General features: G+C 60.1%; 25 protein-coding genes and 1 other annotated feature. Of the genes, 19 read left to right on the forward strand and 6 right to left on the reverse strand.

The features are described from left to right. Positions 1 to 183 precede the first annotated feature (183 nt). From D1646_RS16490 to D1646_RS16555, 14 genes are all read left to right on the forward strand, one after another. Complete coding sequence (locus D1646_RS16490) at positions 184 to 825, forward strand: phosphoribosyltransferase (RefSeq protein WP_160637523.1); 642 nt, start codon at positions 184 to 186, stop codon at positions 823 to 825. Between the two features lie 130 nt (positions 826 to 955). Next, positions 956 to 1,200, forward strand: a binding site (T-box leader). A gap of 127 nt (positions 1,201 to 1,327) precedes the next feature. After that, the gene (locus D1646_RS16495) at positions 1,328 to 2,458 is read left to right on the forward strand and encodes an ABC transporter substrate-binding protein (RefSeq protein WP_201754730.1); all 1,131 of its coding nucleotides are present in this window, start codon (positions 1,328 to 1,330) and stop codon (positions 2,456 to 2,458) included. A 73-nt stretch (positions 2,459 to 2,531) separates the two neighbouring features. Then, positions 2,532 to 3,473: an ABC transporter permease gene (locus D1646_RS16500; protein WP_160637524.1), complete on the forward strand. Its 942-nt coding sequence runs from the start codon at positions 2,532 to 2,534 to the stop codon at positions 3,471 to 3,473. A 1-nt stretch (position 3,474) separates the two neighbouring features. Then, on the forward strand, positions 3,475 to 4,260 hold the full coding sequence (locus D1646_RS16505; RefSeq protein WP_160637525.1) for an ATP-binding cassette domain-containing protein: 786 nt from the start codon (positions 3,475 to 3,477) through the stop codon (positions 4,258 to 4,260). Between the two features lie 127 nt (positions 4,261 to 4,387). Then, positions 4,388 to 4,894 carry a sigma-70 family RNA polymerase sigma factor gene (locus D1646_RS16510; RefSeq protein ID WP_160637526.1) on the forward strand — a complete coding sequence of 169 codons (507 nt, stop codon included), beginning with the start codon at positions 4,388 to 4,390 and terminating at the stop codon, positions 4,892 to 4,894. Beyond that, positions 4,869 to 5,525 carry a hypothetical protein gene (locus tag D1646_RS16515; RefSeq protein ID WP_160637527.1) on the forward strand — a complete coding sequence of 219 codons (657 nt, stop codon included), beginning with the start codon at positions 4,869 to 4,871 and terminating at the stop codon, positions 5,523 to 5,525. The genes D1646_RS16510 and D1646_RS16515 overlap by 26 nt, the downstream gene beginning before the upstream one ends. 94 nt (positions 5,526 to 5,619) lie before the next feature. Beyond that, positions 5,620 to 5,850 carry a type II toxin-antitoxin system VapB family antitoxin gene (vapB, locus tag D1646_RS16520; RefSeq protein ID WP_160637528.1) on the forward strand — a complete coding sequence of 77 codons (231 nt, stop codon included), beginning with the start codon at positions 5,620 to 5,622 and terminating at the stop codon, positions 5,848 to 5,850. A 5-nt stretch (positions 5,851 to 5,855) separates the two neighbouring features. Continuing rightward, entirely contained in the window at positions 5,856 to 6,248 is a 393-nt protein-coding gene (locus D1646_RS16525) for a type II toxin-antitoxin system VapC family toxin (RefSeq protein WP_201754735.1), read from the forward strand. Positions 6,249 to 6,515: 267 nt separating this feature from the next. Then, positions 6,516 to 7,238 carry a WecB/TagA/CpsF family glycosyltransferase gene (locus tag D1646_RS16530; RefSeq protein WP_160637530.1) on the forward strand — a complete coding sequence of 241 codons (723 nt, stop codon included), beginning with the start codon at positions 6,516 to 6,518 and terminating at the stop codon, positions 7,236 to 7,238. Positions 7,239 to 7,262: 24 nt separating this feature from the next. Beyond that, positions 7,263 to 8,843: a glucosyltransferase domain-containing protein gene (locus tag D1646_RS16535; protein ID WP_160637531.1), complete on the forward strand. Its 1,581-nt coding sequence runs from the start codon at positions 7,263 to 7,265 to the stop codon at positions 8,841 to 8,843. A 5-nt stretch (positions 8,844 to 8,848) separates the two neighbouring features. Continuing rightward, positions 8,849 to 9,820 (forward strand): glycosyltransferase family 2 protein, encoded by a 972-nt coding sequence (locus D1646_RS16540; protein ID WP_160637532.1) that lies wholly within the window; start codon positions 8,849 to 8,851, stop codon positions 9,818 to 9,820. Then, positions 9,795 to 10,232: a GtrA family protein gene (locus D1646_RS16545; protein ID WP_347565240.1), complete on the forward strand. Its 438-nt coding sequence runs from the start codon at positions 9,795 to 9,797 to the stop codon at positions 10,230 to 10,232. The genes D1646_RS16540 and D1646_RS16545 overlap by 26 nt, the downstream gene beginning before the upstream one ends. 84 nt (positions 10,233 to 10,316) lie before the next feature. After that, positions 10,317 to 10,856, forward strand: a complete 540-nt coding sequence (locus D1646_RS16550; RefSeq protein WP_160637533.1) for a DJ-1 family glyoxalase III — start codon at positions 10,317 to 10,319, stop codon at positions 10,854 to 10,856. Further along, on the forward strand, positions 10,840 to 11,466 hold the full coding sequence (locus tag D1646_RS16555; protein ID WP_160637534.1) for a 5-formyltetrahydrofolate cyclo-ligase: 627 nt from the start codon (positions 10,840 to 10,842) through the stop codon (positions 11,464 to 11,466). Before D1646_RS16550 ends, D1646_RS16555 begins: the two co-directional genes overlap by 17 nt. 3 nt (positions 11,467 to 11,469) lie before the next feature. Here D1646_RS16555 and D1646_RS16560 read toward each other — a convergent pair whose 3' ends face one another. Continuing rightward, positions 11,470 to 11,649, reverse strand: a complete 180-nt coding sequence (locus D1646_RS16560; protein ID WP_160637535.1) for a hypothetical protein — start codon at positions 11,647 to 11,649, stop codon at positions 11,470 to 11,472. A gap of 106 nt (positions 11,650 to 11,755) precedes the next feature. Between D1646_RS16560 and mltG the strand changes: the two genes are divergently transcribed. The 5 genes from mltG to gluQRS all read left to right on the forward strand — a co-directional run bounded on the left by mltG (position 11,756) and on the right by gluQRS (position 15,899). Next, a complete protein-coding gene (gene mltG / locus D1646_RS16565; protein ID WP_160637536.1) occupies positions 11,756 to 12,895 on the forward strand; it encodes an endolytic transglycosylase MltG in 1,140 nt (379 codons plus the stop codon). A 50-nt stretch (positions 12,896 to 12,945) separates the two neighbouring features. Continuing rightward, positions 12,946 to 14,160: a U32 family peptidase gene (locus D1646_RS16570; protein ID WP_160637537.1), complete on the forward strand. Its 1,215-nt coding sequence runs from the start codon at positions 12,946 to 12,948 to the stop codon at positions 14,158 to 14,160. An 18-nt stretch (positions 14,161 to 14,178) separates the two neighbouring features. Next, positions 14,179 to 14,517, forward strand: coding sequence for a hypothetical protein (locus D1646_RS16575; protein WP_160637538.1), 339 nt, complete (start codon positions 14,179 to 14,181; stop codon positions 14,515 to 14,517). 24 nt (positions 14,518 to 14,541) lie between these two features. After that, on the forward strand, positions 14,542 to 14,919 hold the full coding sequence (locus D1646_RS16580) for a metallopeptidase family protein (protein ID WP_160637539.1): 378 nt from the start codon (positions 14,542 to 14,544) through the stop codon (positions 14,917 to 14,919). Between the two features lie 80 nt (positions 14,920 to 14,999). Beyond that, positions 15,000 to 15,899, forward strand: coding sequence for a tRNA glutamyl-Q(34) synthetase GluQRS (gene gluQRS / locus D1646_RS16585; protein WP_160637540.1), 900 nt, complete (start codon positions 15,000 to 15,002; stop codon positions 15,897 to 15,899). 35 nt (positions 15,900 to 15,934) lie between these two features. Here gluQRS and rnc read toward each other — a convergent pair whose 3' ends face one another. The 5 genes from rnc to D1646_RS16610 all read right to left on the reverse strand — a co-directional run bounded on the left by rnc (position 15,935) and on the right by D1646_RS16610 (position 19,873). Further along, positions 15,935 to 16,609 (reverse strand): ribonuclease III, encoded by a 675-nt coding sequence (gene rnc, locus D1646_RS16590; protein ID WP_160637541.1) that lies wholly within the window; start codon positions 16,607 to 16,609, stop codon positions 15,935 to 15,937. 51 nt (positions 16,610 to 16,660) lie between these two features. Beyond that, positions 16,661 to 16,894 carry an acyl carrier protein gene (gene acpP, locus D1646_RS16595; protein WP_160637542.1) on the reverse strand — a complete coding sequence of 78 codons (234 nt, stop codon included), beginning with the start codon at positions 16,892 to 16,894 and terminating at the stop codon, positions 16,661 to 16,663. After that, positions 16,891 to 18,330 carry a sodium:alanine symporter family protein gene (locus D1646_RS16600; RefSeq protein ID WP_243154212.1) on the reverse strand — a complete coding sequence of 480 codons (1,440 nt, stop codon included), beginning with the start codon at positions 18,328 to 18,330 and terminating at the stop codon, positions 16,891 to 16,893. Before D1646_RS16600 ends, acpP begins: the two co-directional genes overlap by 4 nt. Positions 18,331 to 18,426: 96 nt before the next feature. After that, entirely contained in the window at positions 18,427 to 19,149 is a 723-nt protein-coding gene (locus D1646_RS16605; RefSeq protein WP_160637544.1) for an amino acid ABC transporter ATP-binding protein, read from the reverse strand. Further along, on the reverse strand, positions 19,136 to 19,873 hold the full coding sequence (locus D1646_RS16610; protein WP_160637545.1) for an amino acid ABC transporter permease: 738 nt from the start codon (positions 19,871 to 19,873) through the stop codon (positions 19,136 to 19,138). The genes D1646_RS16605 and D1646_RS16610 overlap by 14 nt, the downstream gene beginning before the upstream one ends. Positions 19,874 to 19,927 lie beyond the last annotated feature (54 nt).

The following is a 19,927-nucleotide window of genomic DNA, read 5'->3' on the forward strand; positions in this document are numbered from 1 at the left end:
ACGGGACGCGCTTGCTAGTAACATAGGGCTTTGCCCGCATATGAAATACCCCCGGCTTCGCCGGGGGATATTTATTTTACCGGGATTTGTAAAAAATGTATAAAACCATCTAGACATATCGTTAAAAATATGTTATATTTAGAAAGAGCTGTATCCCCAAAATGAAGCAAAGGAGGAGTCTTGATGGAGCCTAAGTTTTTTAAGATCCCTGTATGTGTAGGTGATGTGTCGCTTCGCGTAGCCAGGGGGCACTTTGCCACACGGAACAGCCATACCAACTATTTTGTTGACGTGACAAACCAGCAGTCCTGTATTCGGGATGCGGAGGCGGTAGCCCAGCAGTTGGCCCAGCGCAATTTGACAAGCTCAACGCCGGTGGACACCATCCTGTGTCTGGACGGAACCCGGGTCATTGGCACCTGCCTGGCTCAGAAGCTGACCCAGGACGGTTTTCGTTCTATCAACGCCAGAAAAGATGTTTATGTCCTCCGGGAGCATGTGGGCACCAGCGGCGAGCTGATTTTCCGCGACAATGCCAAGCCCATGCTGGAGGGGAAAAATATTCTGTTGCTGCTGGCGTCGGTCACCACCGGCAGCACGGTCCGGCGGGGGATCCGCTGCGTGGAGCACTACCAGGGAAAACTGGCGGGCATCGCCGCCATCTACAGCCACCTGAAGGAACTGGATGGGATTCCGATCATCTCTCTGTTTGATACCAATGACCTGCCCGGCTACGCCAGCTACACCCCGGAGGAGTGCCCCATGTGCCGGGAGAAGCGGGAGCTGGACGCGGTGGTGGACAAATTTGGCTATTCCGCGCTGTAAGCAGGGGAGCGCAGTGCGGCAGAGGGGACACGCGGCGGCGTGTCCCCTAAAAATTTCTTTAGCGAATTAAAAATTGGGGGTTGACAAAGGGGAGAAGAGCCGCTATAATAACCCCAACAACCAAACAGCAAGTAAACCTGTGAGAAAGAGTAGTAGCCGGCAGAGCAAACCCTTCAGAGAGTCCCGGGTGGTGTGATCGGGGCGGGGCGCGGCCAGGTGAATGGACTTTCGAGGGCGGCTTGAACGGGAGACCAAGTAGATGCCGACGGGGACCCACCCGTTATCCATCGGGCACGCGTGATGGCGCGTGAAGCGAGCGGACGTTTTTGACGTCAATTTGGGTGGTATCGCAGGAGTGCAGCTCTTGTCCCATGGGGGATGAGGGGCTGTTTTTTTGTTGCTCCAAACAGGGAAACAGCCTGACGCCGCCCCTCCAACAAACCCGGGCCCCGGCAAGGCCCCGCATCTGCCGCCTAAATAAATTTTATTGGAGGAACCCAAAATGAAAAAGACTAGCATGATGAAAAAGGCTCTGACCCTGGCCCTGTCTCTGGCCATGACTATGTCCCTGGCCGCCTGCGGCGGAACCGGAACGACCAAGCAGCCTTCCACCACCAGCTCCGGAGCCTCTGGCGGCGCTCAGCCGGGCGCAAGCTCCAGCAGTACCCAGTTGGGCGGCGGCGAGACCTACAAGATCGGCATCTGCAACTATGTGGACGATGCCTCTCTGAACCAGATCAATGAGAATATCCAGGCCCGGCTGGCCGAAATCAGCGCGGACCGTGGCGTCACCTTTGATATTCAGTACCAAAATCCCAACGGCGACCCCGCGGTAATGAACCAGATTATCTCCAACTTCCAGGCGGACAAGGTGGACCTGATGGTGGGTATTGCAACCCCCGTGGCTATGGCCATGCAGGCGGCCACCGAGGACAGCCAGATTCCTGTGGTCTTCTCCGCCGTCTCCGACCCGGTGAGCGCCGAGCTGGTCGCCTCCCTGGAGGCCCCCGGAGCCAACATCACCGGCACCTCTGACTATCTGGACACCAACTCCATCATGAACCTGATCTTCGCCGCCGACCCGGAGGCCAGTAAGATCGGCTTTTTGTACAACGTGGGCCAGGACTCCTCCGCAACCCCCATTGCCCACGCCAAGGAGTATCTGGACACCAAGGGCGTGCCCTATGTGGAGCGCACCGGCACCAACGCCGCAGAGGTGATGCAGGCCGCCCAGGCCCTGGTTGCAGACGGCGTGGACGCCATTTTTACCCCCACCGACAACACCATTATGGAGTTCTACCTGGCGATTTATGAGATTTTTGTGGATGCCGGCATCCCCCACTACACCGGGGCCGACTCCTTTGCCCTCAATGGCGCTTTCCTGGGCTACGGCGTGGACTACGCCAACCTGGGCCGGGAGACCGCCGACATGATTGCTGAAATCCTTCTGGACGGCGCCGATCCCGCCGGGATGGCCGTCAAGACCTTTGATAACGGCACCGCCACCGTCAACACTGAGACCTGCGCCGCCCTGGGCTACGACTTCGCCGATATCGAGGCCGCCTTCGCCCCCCTGTGTACCAAGGTGCAGACCATCACCACCGCCGAGAGCTTCAGCGACCTGAATGGCTGAGCATTCCGCGCCCCTCTCACCCCGCCGGGGGAGAGGCGGAAGCGGCGGCAGCAATTTGTAAGGAGGAATCCCTATGGACCCATCCGCTCTGCTGGCCGTGGGCCAGACCGCCCTGGAGTTGGGGCTGATTTGTTCCCTGACTGTGCTGGCCCTGTTTTTGAGCTACTCCATGCTCAACGTCTGCGACCTGTCCACCGACGGCTGCTTTACCCTAGGCGCGGCGGTGGGGGCCATGGTGGCCGCCGCCGGACATCCCCTGCTGTCCGTTCCTGCCGCCATGCTGGCAGGGGTGTGCTCCGGCTTTGTCACCGCTGTCCTCCAGACCAAGCTGGGCATTGACAGCCTGCTGGCCGGGATTATTGTCAACACCGGGCTGTACTCGGTGAATATTGCCGTCATGTCCGGCTCCTCCCTGGTCAACCTGAACAAAAAAGATACCGTGTTCACCATGGCTAAGGACCTGCTGGCGGGGACTCCCCTGGAGGGACAGTACACCGCTGTGGTGGCTGCCCTGGCGGTGGTGCTGACCGTGGCTTTCCTGACCCTCTTCCTCAATACCCGCCTGGGGCTGGCCATTCGGGCTACCGGAAACAATCCGGATATGGTGCGATCCTCCTCCATTAACCCGGTGTTTACCACTGTTGTGGGGCTGTGTGTGGCCAATGCCTTTACCGGTCTGTCCGGCTGTCTCATGGCCCAGTCCCAGAAGTCGGCGGAGATCAACATCGGCAGCGGTATGGTCACCATCGCCCTGGCCTCCCTGCTCATCGGGACAACCCTTCTGGGCCGGGGCTCCATCCTTGTTCGTGCCGTGGGCATGGTGCTGGGGGCCTTTATCTTCCGCATGGTCTACGCCGTGGCCCTGCGGCTGGATATGCCCGCCTTTATGCTCAAGCTGGTGTCCTCCGTCATTGTGGCGCTGGCCATCTCGGTGCCCTATCTGAAACAGCAGTGGCCCACCATCCGCCGCCGTCTGTTCTACAAAAAGGCCGCCGCGGTCAGGGGAGGGAATTGATATGCTGAATATAACCCACATCTCCAAGACCTTTAACCCCGGCACAGTGAACGAGAAAAAGGCCATTACCGACCTGTCCCTCCACCTGGCTCCTGGCGATTTTGTTACCATCATTGGTTCCAACGGGGCGGGCAAATCAACCCTGTTCAATGCTGTTGCGGGCAGCTTTCTCACTGACAGCGGCTCCATTGTGCTGGACGGTCAGGACGTCACCTTTATGCCCGAGTTCCGCCGGGCCAAGTCCATTGGGCGGCTGTTCCAGGACCCCATGCGGGGCAGCGCGCCGGGGATGACCATTGAGGAGAATTTGGCCCTGGCGGCGGGCAGCGGGGGCTGGTTCTCCCACATGGGCCAGAAGGACAGAAAGCGTTTTTGGGACCGGCTGGCCCTGCTGGACATGGGGCTGGAGGACCGGATGAAGCAGCCGGTGGGCCTGCTCTCGGGGGGACAGCGGCAGGCGCTGACCCTGCTTATGGCCACCATGAATCCTCCGAAGCTGCTGCTGCTGGACGAGCACACTGCCGCCCTGGACCCGGGGACGGCGGAAAAGGTGCTGAAGATCACCCGGGAGGTGGTGGCGGAGCACAGGATCACCACCATGATGGTCACCCACAACATGAATCAGGCCCTGGAGCTGGGCAACCGCACGTTGATGATGGACGGCGGGAACATTGTGCTGGACATCAGCGGCAAGGAGCGAGAGGATCTCACCGTCCGGGACCTGCTGGAGAAGTTCAAGGCCAACGCCGGCAAGGCGCTGGATAATGACCGCATTCTTCTGTCGTAAACCCTGGACCACCGCGGATGCGGTGGTCCAAAATTTTTTTTTGCGCCGCTGAGATTTTATCCCACCTTCGCGGATATTACTTGATGAAAGGCCTTTCAAGAACAGATTTCCCAGGAGGTGAACGCCTTTGACGCAGGAAGCCTTTGCCCAGGCGGCCCGGACCTACGGGGATACCGTCTACCGGATTGCGTATCATGCCCTGAACAGCCGCGCTGACGCTGAGGACGTGACCCAGACCGTGCTTTTAAAGCTGTACGAGTGCAAAAAGGAATTTGAGAGCGAGGAGCATATGAAGCACTGGATCCTGCGGGTTGCGGTGAATGAGAGCCGGAAGCTGCTGCGCTCCTTCTGGCGGCGGACGTTGGTGCCCCTGGAGGAGTGGCAGGAGCGGGCCGCCCCGGAGGACCCGGCCCGGGCGGAGGTGCTGGAGGCGGTGATGGCCCTGGAGCCCAAGTACCGCCTGGCCGTCTACCTCTACTACTACGAGGGACTGACGGTAGCTGAGGCTGCCGCCGTGATGAAGGCCAACGTGTCCACTGTGCAGACCTGGCTGCTCCGGGCCCGGGAGCGGCTGCGCAGGGAACTGGTGAAAAAGGAGGAATCTGTCTGTGTTCGACCCGAAATTGTACCGTGAAGCGTGCCGGGAGCTGCGAGCCCCCGAGGATAAAATTGAGGAGATCATTGCTATGACTGAGAAGACCAATCAGAAGATCCGCCGTCCCCTGCGCACCGCCCTGATCTGCGCCGCCGCCTTGGCTATGATGGTGGTCAGCGTGGCCGCCGCCAACCCGGAGGGCGTGCAGGAGTTTTTCTACAACATTGCCTCCATCGTCCAGGTGGATGACTACCGTCAGGACCTGATTACCGTGGACGGGGAGAAGGTGACCCTGTACTCCTGCCCCGAGGCCGGCGTGGAGGAGCGTGATGGCCGGGCGATTCTGATGATTGACGGCAAGGAGGCCGCTGATATCACCGATGAACTGAAGGCCGAGGGCCGCTACACCTATGAGAGCGTCAGCGAGGGGAGCCGCCTGGTGGTGACTGTGGAGGGCTGGCTGGATGACTGGACCGCCGCAGTCACGATTGGCGACCCCAACGGGTCGACCTATACCTTCTCCAGCGACAGTCAGGGAAACGGGAGCGCCAGTTCTCCTGCTTATGAAGTGGAAAACTTCTTTGTGACCGGTGACGGCCTGGAGGATGTGGACGGGGAAATTACCGTTGGCCTCTATATAACAGATGCGGAAGATCCCGCGCAGCACTAAATCTATCATCCGCGCCCCGGGAAACCGGGGTGTTTTTTATTCCTTGACACAAGATAGATATCATGGTATATACTATAGTCAGGAGGTGACGGACATGGAGACAGCAAAGGTGTTTGAAAACGGAAGGAGCCAGGCGGTGCGTCTGCCGAAAAAGTTCCGTTTCAACACAGATGAGGTGGTGGTACAGCAGCTGGGCGAGGCGGTGCTCCTGGTGCCCAAGGAAGCGCTGTGGAAGACCTTCATGGACGGTTTGGAGGGTTTTACCGATGATATTTTCGAGAATGGGCGGGAGCAGGACGCACTGGAGGAGAGAGATACGCTGTGAGCTATATGCTGGATACGAATATCTGTATTTACGCCATAAAAAAGAGACCAGAAAAGGTGTTGTACCACCTGAAGGAAGAGCTTTACAGCGGACTTTGTATCTCGGCTGTTACATTGGCTGAGCTGGAGTACGGTGTGCGGCACAGTGCCAATCCCGCCAAAAATGAGCAAGCACTGCTTCGGTTTTTGATCCCATTCAGCGTACTGCCCTTTGGGGTGGATGCGGCGTCAGAGTATGGAGAGATTAGAAGCTGTCTGCAAGCGCAGGGGAGACCCATCGGCCCATTGGATATGCTGATTGCAGGTCATGCCAGAGTGGAGGGTATGACCCTTGTGACCAATAATGTCCGGGAGTTTGAGCGGGTTCCCAACCTGAAAATTGAGAATTGGACGGACTGATTTTTTCCGCGCCCCGGTTTCCTGGGGCGCTTTTTACATTCTCCAGCCGACGGCGGGAATGGCCAGAAGCACAAAAAAGAATGGTGGGCGAAAGAAAACCTTCATGGAAATTTCATAGACATTTTTCCGCTTCCATGGTAGAATAACAAAATAGTATCCGGAAAAGTATTCCTGCCGCCGTTTGAGCGACTGCCCCTCAGGGCATGATGACTTGAGAGGCAAAACGGTGTCAGGGCAGAGGGCGCCGAAGGGCGTATGGAGGTTTTTGTGAAAAAAGAGATTTTAGGGATTCAGTTTGACGACCTGACCCGGCAGGAGGCCGCCCAGGCGGGGGCCGAACTGTTGGCAGAGGACAAGTTTCACTATGTGGTGACCCCCAATCCGGAGTTTATCCTGGCGGCAGAGAAGGACAGAGAGTTTTGCCAAGTGCTCAACGGGGCGGATTTGGTGCTGGCCGACGGCATCGGGGTTGTGTACTCCGCCAGGATTAAGGGTACCCCTCTAAAGGGCAGAGTTCCCGGCATTGAGTTCGCGGCAGATATGCTGGTCTGCCTCAACGAGACCGGCGGGCGGCTCTATCTGCTGGGAGCCAAACCCGGCGTGGCCGAGGAGGCCGGCAGACGGATTGTGGAGCAGTACCCCAATATTGTCCTGTGTGGAACCCAGGACGGCTACTTTAAGGACGAGGAGGCCGCCCTGCTGAAGGTGGCCGCTGCCCGGCCCGACCTGCTCTTTGTCTGCCTGGGGGCCCCCAAGCAGGAGAAGTGGATGGCTCGTTGGGGGAAGCACACCGGAGCCCGGCTGGCCATTGGATTGGGGGGTGCGCTGGACGTCTTTGCCGGAAAGGTGGAGCGGGCCCCGGAGTCCTGGCAGAAGCTGGGCCTGGAGTGGGCTTACCGCCTGAAAAAGGAGCCCCAGCGGGCGGGACGGATGGCCAAGCTGCCCTTGGTGCTGGTGAAGGCAGCGGGGGAGCGGTTCAAAAAAAACTGATTTTGGCCCCACAGGAGGGATTATATGTCCATTGACCAACAGGGACACAGTGTGTGGAAAAAGGTACCCGCGCCCCAGCGTTCCGCTTTTTTCAGCTGTATGGCGACGGGTCTGCTGGTCCATCTCTACGCCTTTACCAATATTGTCCCCAACAGCGACGGGCTGAGCCGGGTCTATGATTTTCAGCAGATGACCGTCTCGGGCCGCTGGTTTCTCCACTATGCCTCGGCGCTGAACAATTTTACCCAGATGCCTATGGCCATTGGGCTGCTGTCCCTGCTGTTTCTGGGACTGGCCGCCGCGCTGACGGCAGATGTGCTGAAGCTGCGCAGCTGTGTGCTGGCGGGGCTGGCGGGAGCGGTGATGTCGGCGTTTCCCAGCATTGGGTATACCTATCTCTACCTGTTCACCGCCTCGGCCTACTGCTTGGCCATATTTCTGGCGGTGCTGTCGGTGTGGCTGGTGGGCCGGGGACACCTGGGCTGGCTGGCGGGAGCGGCGGCACTGGCCCTGTCCATGGGCATCTATCAGGCCTATGCCTCGGTGGCCATTGCGCTGGCCCTGATGGCGGTGTTGGGGGAAACTCTGGACCCCAAGGCGACCCTGGAGGGCGCCTGGCGGCTGGGTCTGCGGCTGGTCCTCACCCTGGCGGCGGGGGCGGCGGCGTACTATGTGATTTTGCAGATATTTTTAAAGGTAAAGGGGTTGGAGCTGCTATCCTACCTGGGAATGGACGCGGCCAGCGCCGGTTATCCCATCGGCCAGCTGCCCCGGCTGATTCTGGATACCTATAAGCAGGTAATTGCCTTTTTCTTTTTACCCGGCAGGGCCAACGCCTTTACAACCCCCTTCCTGGTGGGGATTGACCTGATGGCCTTGGCACTGGGGGCGCTGGGACTGGTACTGGCCCTGCGGACGGCGGGACTGGTCCCCTGGCGGATCGCGGGGGCGCTGGCCATGGGGGCGCTGCTCCCTTTGGGGGTCAACTTCGGGCAGATTATCAGCCCCTATGCCCAGCCAACCCCCCTGATGAAGTACGCCTTTGCGGCGGTTTATCTGGCGGTGCTGCTGGTCCTCCAGCGGGCAGAAAAGCGGCTCCCCAGAGCTGCCGCTCCGGCGGCGGCGGTGTGGGCGGCGGCGCTGCTGCTGTTCTGCCTGAACACAAACAATCTGCTCTACACTGTCTCCGCCCAGGCCCACCGGGCCACCGAGAGCTACCTGACCCGGCTCTACGCCCGGGTGGAGGCCTGTCCCGGGTATCAGCCGGGGATGGAGGTGGCCATCATCGGGGCCATTCCGGCGGACCAGCTGAAATCCCAGATTGACGGCTACGCCCAGGTGGACCACTACAGCGTCCCAATGAGCACCGCCGCCCCGGGCAACAAGCATATCTACTACTTTCTGCGGGACTGGCTCAACATCCCGGTGGAGGAGCTGGACGAGGATACCATGAAGGCGGTGGCCCAGAGCGAGGAATTTCGGGAGATGCCCCTCTACCCCGCCCCGGGGAGCGTTCAGCTGGTGGACGGCCGGGTGGTGGTGAAGCTGCGGGAGAAGTATACCCCCAAGTCGGACTTTGAGATCGCCTATGAACACAGGAGATAGGACCTATGGACAAGGAAAACAGAGCGGGCCTGCTGTCGGTGGTGCTGCCCTCCTATAATGAGGAGGCCTCTGTCCCCCGGGCAGCCCGGACCATCTCGGAGCTGCTGGCCCAGGCGGGAGTGCAACACGAGATCATCTTCGTGGATGACGGCTCCCGGGACGGCACCTGGGCGGCGATCCAGGGGCAAGCCAGCCTCCACCCCCAGGTGCGGGGGGTCCGCTTCTCCCGGAATTTCGGGAAGGAGGCGGCCATTTTCGCCGGTCTGGCCCAGGCGCGGGGGGACTGCGCGGCGGTGATGGACTGCGACCTCCAGCATCCGCCGGAGAAGGTGGTGGAGATGTACCGCCTGTGGCAGCAGGGCTATCAGGTGGTGGAGGGGGTCAAGGTGAGCCGGGGACGGGAAAATCCTCTGCACACCCTGGCGGCCCGCGCCTTCTACTCCGTCATCAGCGGGGCCATGGGGGTTGATATGTCCAAGGCCTCCGACTTCAAGCTGCTGGACCGGCGGGCAGTGGATACTCTGCTGGCCCTGCGGGAGAAAAACGCCTTTTTTCGGGCTCTGTCCTCCTGGATCGGCTTCTCCACTGCCCAGGTGGAGTTTGAGGTCCAGCCCCGGGTTGCGGGGGAGTCCAAGTGGTCCATCCGCAGCCTGGTTCGGTACGCCATCACCAACATAGCCGCCTTTTCTGCGGCCCCCCTCCAGCTGGTCACTCTGCTGGGGACAGTGGTGTTCGTCTGCTCTGTGGCGTTGGGGATGTGGTCTCTGTGGCAGAAGCTCACCGGTCAGGCCCTGGAGGGCTTTACCACGGTGATCCTGCTTCAATTGTTTATCGGCAGTATTTTGATGGTCTGTTTGGGGATCATTGGCTATTACATTGGAAAAATTTATGAGGAGCTGAAGGACCGGCCGCGGTACATTCTATCCGAACAGTGCGAGGGGGAATCAGAGGGTGGAAAAGCTGAAAAAACTCTTTGACCCCACCATGTTCCGCTTCCTGCTGGTGGGGGTTGTCAATACCTTGGTGGGCTGCGGCGCCATGTTTGGGCTGTACAATCTGGCGGGGCTCCACAGCTGGGGAGAGATAGGCTACTGGATCTCCTCCGCCTCCAACTATGTGGCGGGCAGCGTGGTCAGCTTCTTTTTGAATAAGCATTTTACCTTCAAAAATCAGGAGAAAGGGCCGGGGGTTGTGTTCCGGTTTGTGCTGAACATCTTGGTGTGCTACCTGGTGGCCTACGGGCTGGCCAGGCCGGCGGTGGGCTGGGTGCTGGGCGGATTCCCCCTCAGCGAACAGCTCCAGGGAAACCTGACCATGCTGGCCGGGTCTGGATTGTTTGTGGTGCTCAACTACTTTGGCCAGCGGTTTTTTGCCTTTCGTCCGCGTTGATTGGCCGGTCTTGTAAGTACAAAATGGAATAATTGAAAAGAAAAATACAGCGAGGAAAACGTTTCCAAAACAGGAGGTATCGTTATGGTATATATTTTGCTCGCCCCCGGCTTTGAGGAGTCGGAGGCCCTGGTGCCCGCCGACCTGCTGCGCCGGGCGAACATTGAGACAGCCCTGGTGTCCATCGGGGACAGAGCGGTCACCGGCAGCCACCAGATTACAGTACAGGCCGACCTGACCCTGGACCAGGTGGAGCTGGACCGGGCGGAGATGATTGTTCTGCCCGGCGGGAGTGTCGGGGTGAAGAACCTGGGGGAGGAGCTCAAGGTGGAGGCCCTGGTCCGGGAGGCGGTCCGCCGGGACATCTGGGTTGCCGCCATCTGTGCCGCCCCCACTCTGCTGGGCCGCTGGGGCCTGCTGGAGGGGCGGGAGGCCGTATGCTATCCCGGCATGGAGGACCGCCTTGACGGCGCGAAGGCCCTGATGGACCTGCGGGCGGTGATGGACGGAAAGATTATTACCGGTCGGGCCGCCGGCTCTGCCTTTGACTTCGGCCTGCTTCTGACGGCGGCTCTGGCTGGGGAGGAAGAAGCGGAGAAGGTGCGCTGTGCCATCTGGTATTGATTGGGAGAAGGTGCAGCTGCGCCGTCAGGTGCGGGAGCGGCTGAGCGCCCTGAGCCGGGAGGAGCTTGTCCTCAGTGACAGCGCTCTCACAGCCCGGTTTCTGGCTCTGCCCCAGGTGGAGGCGGCGCAGACCATTTTCGCCTTCTGGGGAATTTCCGGCAAGGAGACGGAGACTGCCCAGCTGATTGCCCAACTGCTTCAGCGGGGGAAGCGGGTTGGCCTGCCCCGGATGCTGCCGGAGCGCCGGATGGAGGTGCGGCAGTATGATCCGGAAACGTCCCTGGTCCCGGCCTCCTTTGGCATTCTGGAGCCGGGAGAGGACTGCCCTGTGATGGCTCCGGCAGACATTGATCTGGCGCTGGTGCCTGCAATGTGCTATGACCGGCAGGGCTATCGCCTGGGCTTTGGCGGCGGCTACTATGACCGCTGGCTGGCGCATTTTCCAGGGCTTCGGGTGGGGCTGTGCCGGGGGTGCGTCCTCCAGGACCGGGTCCCGATTCAGGCCCACGACGCAAGGGTTGATATCCTCCTCACTGAGACGGAGAGCTTGTCCCCTGAAAGAGGCGGAAAACTGCGGGGGATGACTCCCCCGCAGATTCCCGGTGTGTAACACTCAGCAACCGCAGTCGTTGTCACAGCCGCAGCCACAGCCGCAGTCGTTGTTCCCGCAGCAGTTGCAGCCGTTGTTGCAGCAGCAGCCGTTGTTGTTGCCGCCCCACCCGAAGAGGATGATGATAAGGATGATGATCCACAGGGCGCTGTTGCCGCCCCAGCCGTTGTTCCCACAGAACATAGCATTTCACCTCACTTGATTCGCCGGGATGCTGTCCCCGCGTTCTGTACTATTCTATGGTCACCTCTTGTCCGCGGTGACAAAAAAATGTTAGGAGTTGACCCCTATGTCCCAGGATTACTATGAATCCAGAGAGCGCCAGAGTTCCCAGCGCTCCTCCTCCGGCGAGGGAGAGCCCCGGCGCAGAAGGAAGAAGCGCCGTTCTGCCGGGCGTACCGCGGCGCTGGTGCTGCTGTATGTGGCGGCGGTGATTGGCGCCTCTGTCTTGCTGGCCTGCGCCGGCTGGATTGCCGCAGGGGATGTACTGGCGCTGAACAAGGAGGAGAAGGTGGTCTCCTTCACTGTGACGCCGGAGGATGACTTTGACTCGGTGGCCGACCGGCTGAAGGAGGAGGGGCTGATCGAGTACCGCTTCCTCTTTGACATCTTTGCCACCATAACCCACAAAAAGGACACGCTGGATGTGGGGACCTACACCCTGAGCACCGACATGGACTACCGTGCTCTGCTGGCCGGAATGCGGGCCAACTCCGCCAACCGGGCCCAAGTGACGGTGGTCATTCCCGAGGGCTACACCACCGATCAGATTTTTTCCCTGCTGGAAGAGAAGGGAGTTTCCACAGTGGAGGAGCTGCGGGAGGCGGCGGCCAACCACGACTACGCGTTCTCCTTCCTTCAGGATATCCCCCTGGGGGATTACCACCGGCTGGAGGGCTATCTCATGCCCGCCACCTATGATTTTTACACCCCACACGACCCGGTATATGCGCTGAATAAGTTCCTGGTGTATTTTGACAGCCAAGTCAGCGACAACGTGCGGGAACAGGTGGAGAAAACCGACTATACGCTCCATGAGATTCTCACCGTGGCCTCTATGATCGAGCGGGAGACCACCGGTGACGACCGCACAGATATCGCTTCGGTTATCTATAACCGGCTGAATAATCCCAACGCAGGGCCCCAGGGCTACCTTCAGATTGATGCCACTCTGGTCTATATCAACGGCGGCAAGGAGCCCACCGAGGCGGATAAATCCATCGACTCCCCCTATAACACCTACCTCTATCAAGGTCTGCCCGTCGGCCCCATCGCCAATCCGGGCATGGAGTCCATTGTGGCCGCCATGAATCCGTCCAGCAGCAAAAATTACTACTACGCCCTGGGAGATGACAACATTCACCACTTCTTCCAGAGCTATGACCAGTTCCAGCGGTTTATTTCCAGTCAGGAGCGGTATAAGGGTTAAAATAAATATCCACCGGCGCAGCCGGTGGATATTTTTAAGGAGAGATACCTATGGGCAAAATTGAGCTTCTCGCTCCGGCGGGAGATATGGAGCGGCTGCAAATGGCGGTGGCCTACGGGGCGGACGCAGTCTATCTGGCGGGTAACACCTTCGGGATGCGCACCTTCGCCGGGAACTTTGCGCCGGAGGAGCTGAGGCGGGCGGTGGAGCTGTGCCGGGCGCATCGGGTCCGGGTCCATGTCACCTGCAACACCATGCCCCGGAACAGGGAGGTGGACCACCTGCCGGAGTGGCTGGAGTACCTGGAGGAGCTGGGGATTGACGCTGTTATTCTGGCAGATGTGGGCGTCCTGGCCCTGGCCAAACGGCACGCCCCCCACGTCCAGTGCCACATCTCCACCCAGGCCAGCATTGTCAACTATCAGGCCGCCCGGGCCTGGCATGACCTGGGGGCCCACCGGGTGATTTTGGCCCGGGAGCTGTCCCTGGAGGAGGTCCGGGAGATTCGGGCCAGGACGCCCGCTGAACTGGAGATTGAGGTGTTCGCCCACGGGGCCATGTGCGTCAGCTATTCCGGGCGGTGCCTGCTGTCCAACTACATGACGGGCCGGGACTCCAACCGGGGTGCCTGCGCCCAGCCCTGCCGCTATCAGTACGCCCTCATGGAGGAGAAGCGGCCCGGGGAGTACTTCCCGGTGTATGAGGAGAACGGGGAGACCTACATTATGAACTCCCGGGATATGTGCATGATTGACCATGTGGCCGAGCTCATGGACGCCGGAGTGGACTCCATCAAGCTGGAGGGCCGGGCCAAGTCGGCCTACTACGCCGCCATTGTCACCGGGGCCTACCGCCACGCCATCGACGCGGCCCAGGCGGGGGTCCCCCTGGACCCGGTGTGGCGGGACGAGGTGGAGCACATCAGCCACCGGCACTACTCCACCGGCTTCTTCTACGGCCCGCCGGGGCAGTTCACCGACGACGCCCGGTACGTCCGGGACTGGCAGATTGTGGCCAAGGTCCAGTCCTGCGACGGGAAAGGGAACGCCGTCCTCACCTTGAACAACAAGTTCAAGGTGGGAGACACCCTGGAGCTGGTGGGCCCCGGCGTCCGGCCCCAGGAACTCACGGTGGAGGCCCTCTGGGACGGCGGCGGCGTCCCCCTGGAGGAGGTCCGCCACCCCCAGATGGTCTTCCGCATGAGACTGCCCCAACCGGTGCCGCCCCTGTCCCTGATGAGAAGAAAGGCGGACCTGTCACCTTGATTATGAAGAGGGATAGATATGTGCAAAAACTGTAGTATTTTGAAAGCAGCTTTTCAAAGCGCGTCCGATGATTCTATGAACTATTCCCCAATACTTGAAATGATAAAGATGATGGGGAGGCAGAAACGATTGGAGTTGTATGCAGGAGACTGTTTACTCAATGAAATACATGATATTTTAGACAAAGAGGAACATTATGCCGTAAAACACTATATGAAATGTACAGAGTGCGGCCAAATCTACTTCTTTGGAGCCTGTATCCGGGGAGCACCTATCTACAAAATGATCACAGATATAGGGCAGGAAAATTTATCTAACATGCTCTGGGGAAGGCGAGGAACCCTGTATGAAGCATGAGTTCAGTAAAAGGAGATGCAGTTTGTGATCCCTGCCTACGATCAGATGGGGGACTGGCTGGAGGAGATTGCGGCCCAGTTCCCGGAGGCCTTCTTTGAGGACCTGGACGGGGGCATTCAGCTGGAGGAGAAAGAGCTTGCCGACCCGGACTTCCCCCCGGGAGAGATGTACATCATGGGGGAGTACGTCCACGACCTTCTGGGCCGGTATATTCTGCTGTACTTCGGCTCCTTCGCCGCCCTGCTCTCCGGGGAGAAGGAGGAGGTTTGGAAGGAGGAAATTTTCGCCACCGTGGCCCACGAGTTCACCCACCACCTGGAGGAGACCGCCGGACTCCACGCCCTGGACGACAAGGATCTGGAGTTTTTGCAGGCGGCGCTGGAGGAATATCAAGAGGAATAGAAGAAAAACGAAGTTTTTCTCAGAAGTTTCTTTTCGCTTCCTTTTCTTTTCAAAGAAAAGGAAGAAAAAGGGGGGATCTGATGGTAGGGAGGTTTGCGCCAAGTCCCAGCGGGCGGATGCACCTGGGCAATCTGTGGTCCTGTCTGCTGGCCTGGCTGGCGGCCCGGAGCGCGGGGGGCGGGATGGTGCTGCGCCTGGAGGACCTGGACCCGGACCGGTGCCGGCAGGAGTACTGCGACCAGGTGATGCGGGACCTGGAGTGGCTGGGTCTGGACTGGGACGGCCCGCCGGTGTACCAGAGCCAGCGGACCGAGGTCTATGCGGAAGCGTTCCGGGCGCTGGAGGAGCAGGGGCTGATCTACCCCTGCTTCTGCACCCGGGCGGAGCGGCTGGCGGCCAGCGCCCCCCACCGCTCTGACGGCGTGGCTGTCTATGATGGCCGCTGCGGGCGGCTGACAGAGGCGGAGCGGGCCGCGTTTGCCAAGACCCGCCGCCCTGCCTGGCGGGCCAGGGTCCCGGAAGAGATGATTGCATTTTGTGATTTATTATACGGAGATTACAGAGAGGACTTAAAAAGCGACTGCGGGGACTTTATCCTGCGCCGGTCCGACGGTGTATACGCCTATCAGCTGGCGGTGGTGGTGGACGACGCCGCCATGGGGGTTACCCAGGTAGTGCGGGGCAGCGACCTGCTTTCCTCGGTCCCCCGGCAGCTGTGGCTCCAGGAGAGATTGGGCCTGCCTCATCCAGCGTACGGCCACCTGCCCCTGCTGCTGGCCCCTGATGGCCGCCGTTTGGCCAAGCGGGACCGGGACCAGGAGCTGGGCCAGCTTCAGCGGCGGTATACGGCCCAGGAGCTGGTGGGCCGGCTGGCCTTTGCCGCCAACCTGATAGACCGTCCCCAGGCCATTACGCCCCGGGAGCTGGTCCCCCTGTTTTCCTGGGATAAACTGCCCCGTGAAGACCAAGTATGGCAATAAAATAGGACTTCCCCCCCTGGAGGGAAGTCCTGTTTTTATTTTTGCGTCAGGGCGAGGATGGCGGAATGGGCGGCCATCTGCTCCGCCTCTTTTTTGCTCCTGCCGGAACCAGTGCCAATGGGGGAGCCGTTGAGCTCCACCTGGACGAAGAAGCGCTTGTCGTGGTCGGGCCCCTCTTCTCCCACCAGGCGGTACAAAAGGATCTGCCCGCTCTCCCGCTGGACCAGCTCCTGAAGGGAGGTCTTGTGGTCCAGAGGCTGGGCCAGACCGGCAACCTCTCGGGTCAGGATGAATTTTTGGATAAACTTCCGGGCTGAGCCGATGCCGCCGTCCAGGTAGATGGCAGCCAGTACGGCTTCCACCGCGTCCGCCTGGATGGAGGGACGGTCCCGTCCACCGCCAGTGGTCTCGCCCTTGCCCAGGCGCAGGTACTCCCCCAGGTTCAGTCCCCGGGCTACCTCCACCAGACTCTCCTCGCATACCAGAGCGGCCCGGGTCCGGGTCAGGTCTCCCTCGGACAGATCAGGGTGGGTGCGGTACAGATGGTCGGCCACCACCATGCCCAAAATGGAGTCGCCTAAAAATTCCAGCCGCTCATTGCTTTGCAGTTTTCCCCGGCTCTCATTGGCCCGGGAGCTGTGGGTCAGGGCGTTTTCCAGCAGTTCGGGGTTCTGAAAGGTGTAGCCCAGCTTTTCTTCCAATGTTTTCATTTGTTCTCCTTAAAGTAGTGGAACCCCGCACAGAGCGGAGTTCCTGTCGCGTCAGTCTACCTTATTCTGAAGGAAGCGGACAAGGTCGCCCACCGTGGCAATGGAAGAGGTCTCGTCTTCCTCCAGCTCGTCAATGCCGAATTCTTCCTCAAGGGCCATGGACAGGTCTACAATGTCCACAGAATCCGCATTCAGATCGTCAGAAAAAGAGGTGTCCATAGTAATGCTGTCCACGTCAACATTAAACTGCTCGGCAATCAGGGCTGCCAGCTTTTCAAAGATCATAATGTGTCGCTCCTTCTGTCTTGTGCCAACGCACGTTTTCTGTCCTTATGATAGGCACATTTGCTCCGGCTGTCAATAGGTTTTTTCCATTTTTTTCGCTTTGACAATGGATTTTCCCGGGAGCTCCAGAGCGCCAAATCCCTCAGTGCCTGGGGCGCAAGGAACAGCAGGGCTGTCAGATTGGGCAGAGCCATCAGAGCGTTGCACAGGTCCACCAGCTGCCAGAGTCCGGCGGCGTCCCACACAGCGCCCGCCAGCACACAGGCCAGAAAAAGGGTGCGGTATAGTCGGCGGGCTGTGGGTAAAAGATTCTCGCCGAGGAGGAAGGACAGACACTGCTCTCCGTAGCAGCTCCAGCCCAAAATGGAGGAGAAAGCGAAGAGCAGCAGCGACAGGGCCACCACCCCCTCTCCTGCCGGTCCCAGGGCAGAGCCAAAGGCGGCGGTGGTGAGGGGGGCGCCGGTGAGGGAGGCGGAGGGGTCCCAAGCGCCGCTGACCAGGATGGCCAGAGCGGTGACAGTACACACCAGCGGAGTGGAGACGAACACCTCAAAGATGCCCCACATCCCCTGGCGGGCGGGACAGTCGGTTTGAGCGGCCCCATGGGCGATGGCAGAGGTACCCAGGCCGGCCTCATTGGTAAATACCCCCCGGGCCACTCCATAGCGCACAGCGGCAGCTACCGTCCAGCCGGCGCCTCCCCCCAGCGCGGCAGAGGGGGAGAGGGCGCAGGAGCAGATCAGGGCCAGTGCGCCGGGGAGCTTCTCCCGGTGGACCAGCAGCACCAGCCCGCCGCTGCCCAGATAGAGTACCGCCATTATGGGTACCAGAGCGGAGGACACCGCCGCAACCCGCCCCAGACCACCCGCCATTGCCAGTCCGGCCAGCAGGGCGGTGACAATGCCTACAGGAAGTCTGGGCAGACCGAAGGCCGCCTCCAGGCTGGAGGAGATGGAGGAGGACTGGACCAGATTTCCACCTGCCAGAGTTGCGGGGAGGCAGGCAAGACAGAAGCAGGCGGCCAGTAGAGGGGCGTGGAGGCCGTCCCGCAGATAGTACATGGGCCCACCCCGCAGGCCCTCTGGAGTGAGACGCTGATATTTTACGGCCAGCAGTTTTTCTCCGCAGCCCGTCATCATCCCCAGAAAGGCGGATACCCACATCCAGAATACGGCTCCCGGTCCCCCCAGAGTCAGGGCGGCGGCCACCCCGGCAATGGACCCGGTGCCCATGGTGGAGGCCAGAGCGGTGGCCAGCGCCTGGAAAGGGGACAGACCCTTTTCCTGATTGCGCTGCCGGTGGAGAAGACTTCCCACCGTAGTATGCCACCACAGAGGAATTTCAAACAGCTGAAAAAAGCCGGAGCCAAAGGAATAGATCAGTCCCACCACCAGAAACAGGCCCAGCAGCCAGGGATACCAAAGTGCGTCCGCCATTCGGGATAACAAAACCACCGCATACCACCTCAGTGAGTGATATGCGGTGAGGGACCATATCATTCTGCGGGGCAGAGTTATGCAGCTGTCCGTTCCTTACAAAACTTTAGACAAAAACAACTGGGTCCGGGGATTCTGAGGATTGTCGAAGAACTCCTTGGGGCTGTTCTGCTCCAGGATGTGTCCGCCGTCCATAAACAGGACCCGGCTGCCTACCTCCCGGGCAAAGCCCATCTCGTGGGTGACCACCACCATGGTCATGCCCTCCAGGGCCAGTTCTTTCATTACGTCCAGAACCTCGCCCACCATCTCCGGGTCCAGGGCGGAGGTGGGTTCGTCAAAGAGCATCACCTTGGGCTTCATAGCCAGGGCCCGGACAATGGCAATGCGCTGCTTCTGGCCGCCGGACAGCTGGTTCGGGTAGGCCTCCGCCTTGTCCTCCAGCCCAACCCGCTGGAGCAGAGAGACCGCTGTGTCGTCGGCCTCCTTCTGGCTCATCAGGCCGGTGCGCACCGGGGCCAGGGTGATGTTTTTCCGAATGGTCATGTTGGGGAAGAGATTGAAGTGCTGGAAGACCATCCCCATCTGCTGGCGGATCTTGTCGATCTTCACCTTGGGGTCGGTGATGGCGGTGCCCTCAAAGGTGATGGTCCCCTTGGTGGGGGTCTCCAGCAGGTTGAGACAGCGCAGGAAGGTGGACTTGCCGGAGCCGGAGGGGCCGATGACCACCACCTTCTCTCCGGGGCTGATGTGCTCCGAGATGTTGTCCAGCACCAGGTGACTGCCGAAGGATTTGGACAGGTTTTTAACGTCGATCACTTTCCCGCAGCCTCCTTTCCAACCGGCCCTGGAGCCAGGTGAAGATAATAACAATGGCTAAGTACATCATGGCGATGCCGATGAGGGGAGGCATATAGTCGAAGGTCCTGCCGCCGATGGTGCTGGCGTAGTACAGCATCTCCGCGCCGCCGATGGCCTGGACCAGAGAGGTGTCCTTGAACAGGGTTATGAACTCGTTGCCCAGGGAGGGCAGGATGTTTTTAAAGGCCTGGGGAATGACGATAAAGCGCATAGTGTCGAAGTAGTTCAGCCCCAGGGACCGGCCCGCCTCCGTCTGGCCCTGGTCCACGCTCATCAGGCCGCCCCGGATGATCTCCGCCACATAGGCCCCGGAGTTGACCCCCAGGCCGATGAAGCCCACCAGCACCTTATTGCGCTGGGAGGGGAAGATGACAAAGGTCCAGATGTACAGCTGCACCAGCATGGGAGTGCCTCGGATGACAGTGGTGTAGACGTTGCACAGCGCATTCATCACGCCCAGGATGATATTGCGGTGTCCCAGCCGCTGCTGGTCGTGGGCGGTGCGGATCATGGCTACCACCAGTCCCAGCAGCACGCCGAAAATCAAGGCCACCACGGTCAGCTCCAGGGTCACGCCCAGGCCCTGGAGGTAGAGCTTCCAGCGTCCGCCCTCCAGAAAGGCATTGCTCAGCCGGGGCCCCATACGTTCCAGCCAGGCGATGAGTGGGATATCAATGGTCATAGGAAGCTCCTCTCTCTTTTTTGAAAAGAGGGACAGCCTGCCGGCTGTCCCTTC

The organism is Pseudoflavonifractor sp. 60 (assembly GCF_009911645.1).
Classification (GTDB): Bacteria; Bacillota; Clostridia; order Oscillospirales; family Oscillospiraceae; genus Lawsonibacter.

Coding starts and splice junctions, on each gene's coding strand:
- D1646_RS16550 (WP_160637533.1), top strand. CDS start 10,317: ATGGTATATATTTTGCTCGCCCCCGGCTTTGAGGAGTCGGAGGCCCTG.
- rnc (WP_160637541.1), bottom strand. CDS start 16,609: ATGAAAACATTGGAAGAAAAGCTGGGCTACACCTTTCAGAACCCCGAA.
- D1646_RS16535 (WP_160637531.1), top strand. CDS start 7,263: ATGTCCATTGACCAACAGGGACACAGTGTGTGGAAAAAGGTACCCGCG.
- D1646_RS16610 (WP_160637545.1), bottom strand. CDS start 19,873: ATGACCATTGATATCCCACTCATCGCCTGGCTGGAACGTATGGGGCCC.
- D1646_RS16575 (WP_160637538.1), top strand. CDS start 14,179: ATGTGCAAAAACTGTAGTATTTTGAAAGCAGCTTTTCAAAGCGCGTCC.
- mltG (WP_160637536.1), top strand. CDS start 11,756: ATGTCCCAGGATTACTATGAATCCAGAGAGCGCCAGAGTTCCCAGCGC.
- D1646_RS16560 (WP_160637535.1), bottom strand. CDS start 11,649: ATGTTCTGTGGGAACAACGGCTGGGGCGGCAACAGCGCCCTGTGGATC.
- D1646_RS16570 (WP_160637537.1), top strand. CDS start 12,946: ATGGGCAAAATTGAGCTTCTCGCTCCGGCGGGAGATATGGAGCGGCTG.
- D1646_RS16505 (WP_160637525.1), top strand. CDS start 3,475: ATGCTGAATATAACCCACATCTCCAAGACCTTTAACCCCGGCACAGTG.
- D1646_RS16500 (WP_160637524.1), top strand. CDS start 2,532: ATGGACCCATCCGCTCTGCTGGCCGTGGGCCAGACCGCCCTGGAGTTG.
- D1646_RS16490 (WP_160637523.1), top strand. CDS start 184: ATGGAGCCTAAGTTTTTTAAGATCCCTGTATGTGTAGGTGATGTGTCG.
- D1646_RS16495 (WP_201754730.1), top strand. CDS start 1,328: ATGAAAAAGACTAGCATGATGAAAAAGGCTCTGACCCTGGCCCTGTCT.
- acpP (WP_160637542.1), bottom strand. CDS start 16,894: ATGATCTTTGAAAAGCTGGCAGCCCTGATTGCCGAGCAGTTTAATGTT.
- D1646_RS16600 (WP_243154212.1), bottom strand. CDS start 18,330: ATGGCGGACGCACTTTGGTATCCCTGGCTGCTGGGCCTGTTTCTGGTG.
- D1646_RS16540 (WP_160637532.1), top strand. CDS start 8,849: ATGGACAAGGAAAACAGAGCGGGCCTGCTGTCGGTGGTGCTGCCCTCC.
- D1646_RS16525 (WP_201754735.1), top strand. CDS start 5,856: ATGCTGGATACGAATATCTGTATTTACGCCATAAAAAAGAGACCAGAA.
- vapB (WP_160637528.1), top strand. CDS start 5,620: ATGGAGACAGCAAAGGTGTTTGAAAACGGAAGGAGCCAGGCGGTGCGT.
- gluQRS (WP_160637540.1), top strand. CDS start 15,000: ATGGTAGGGAGGTTTGCGCCAAGTCCCAGCGGGCGGATGCACCTGGGC.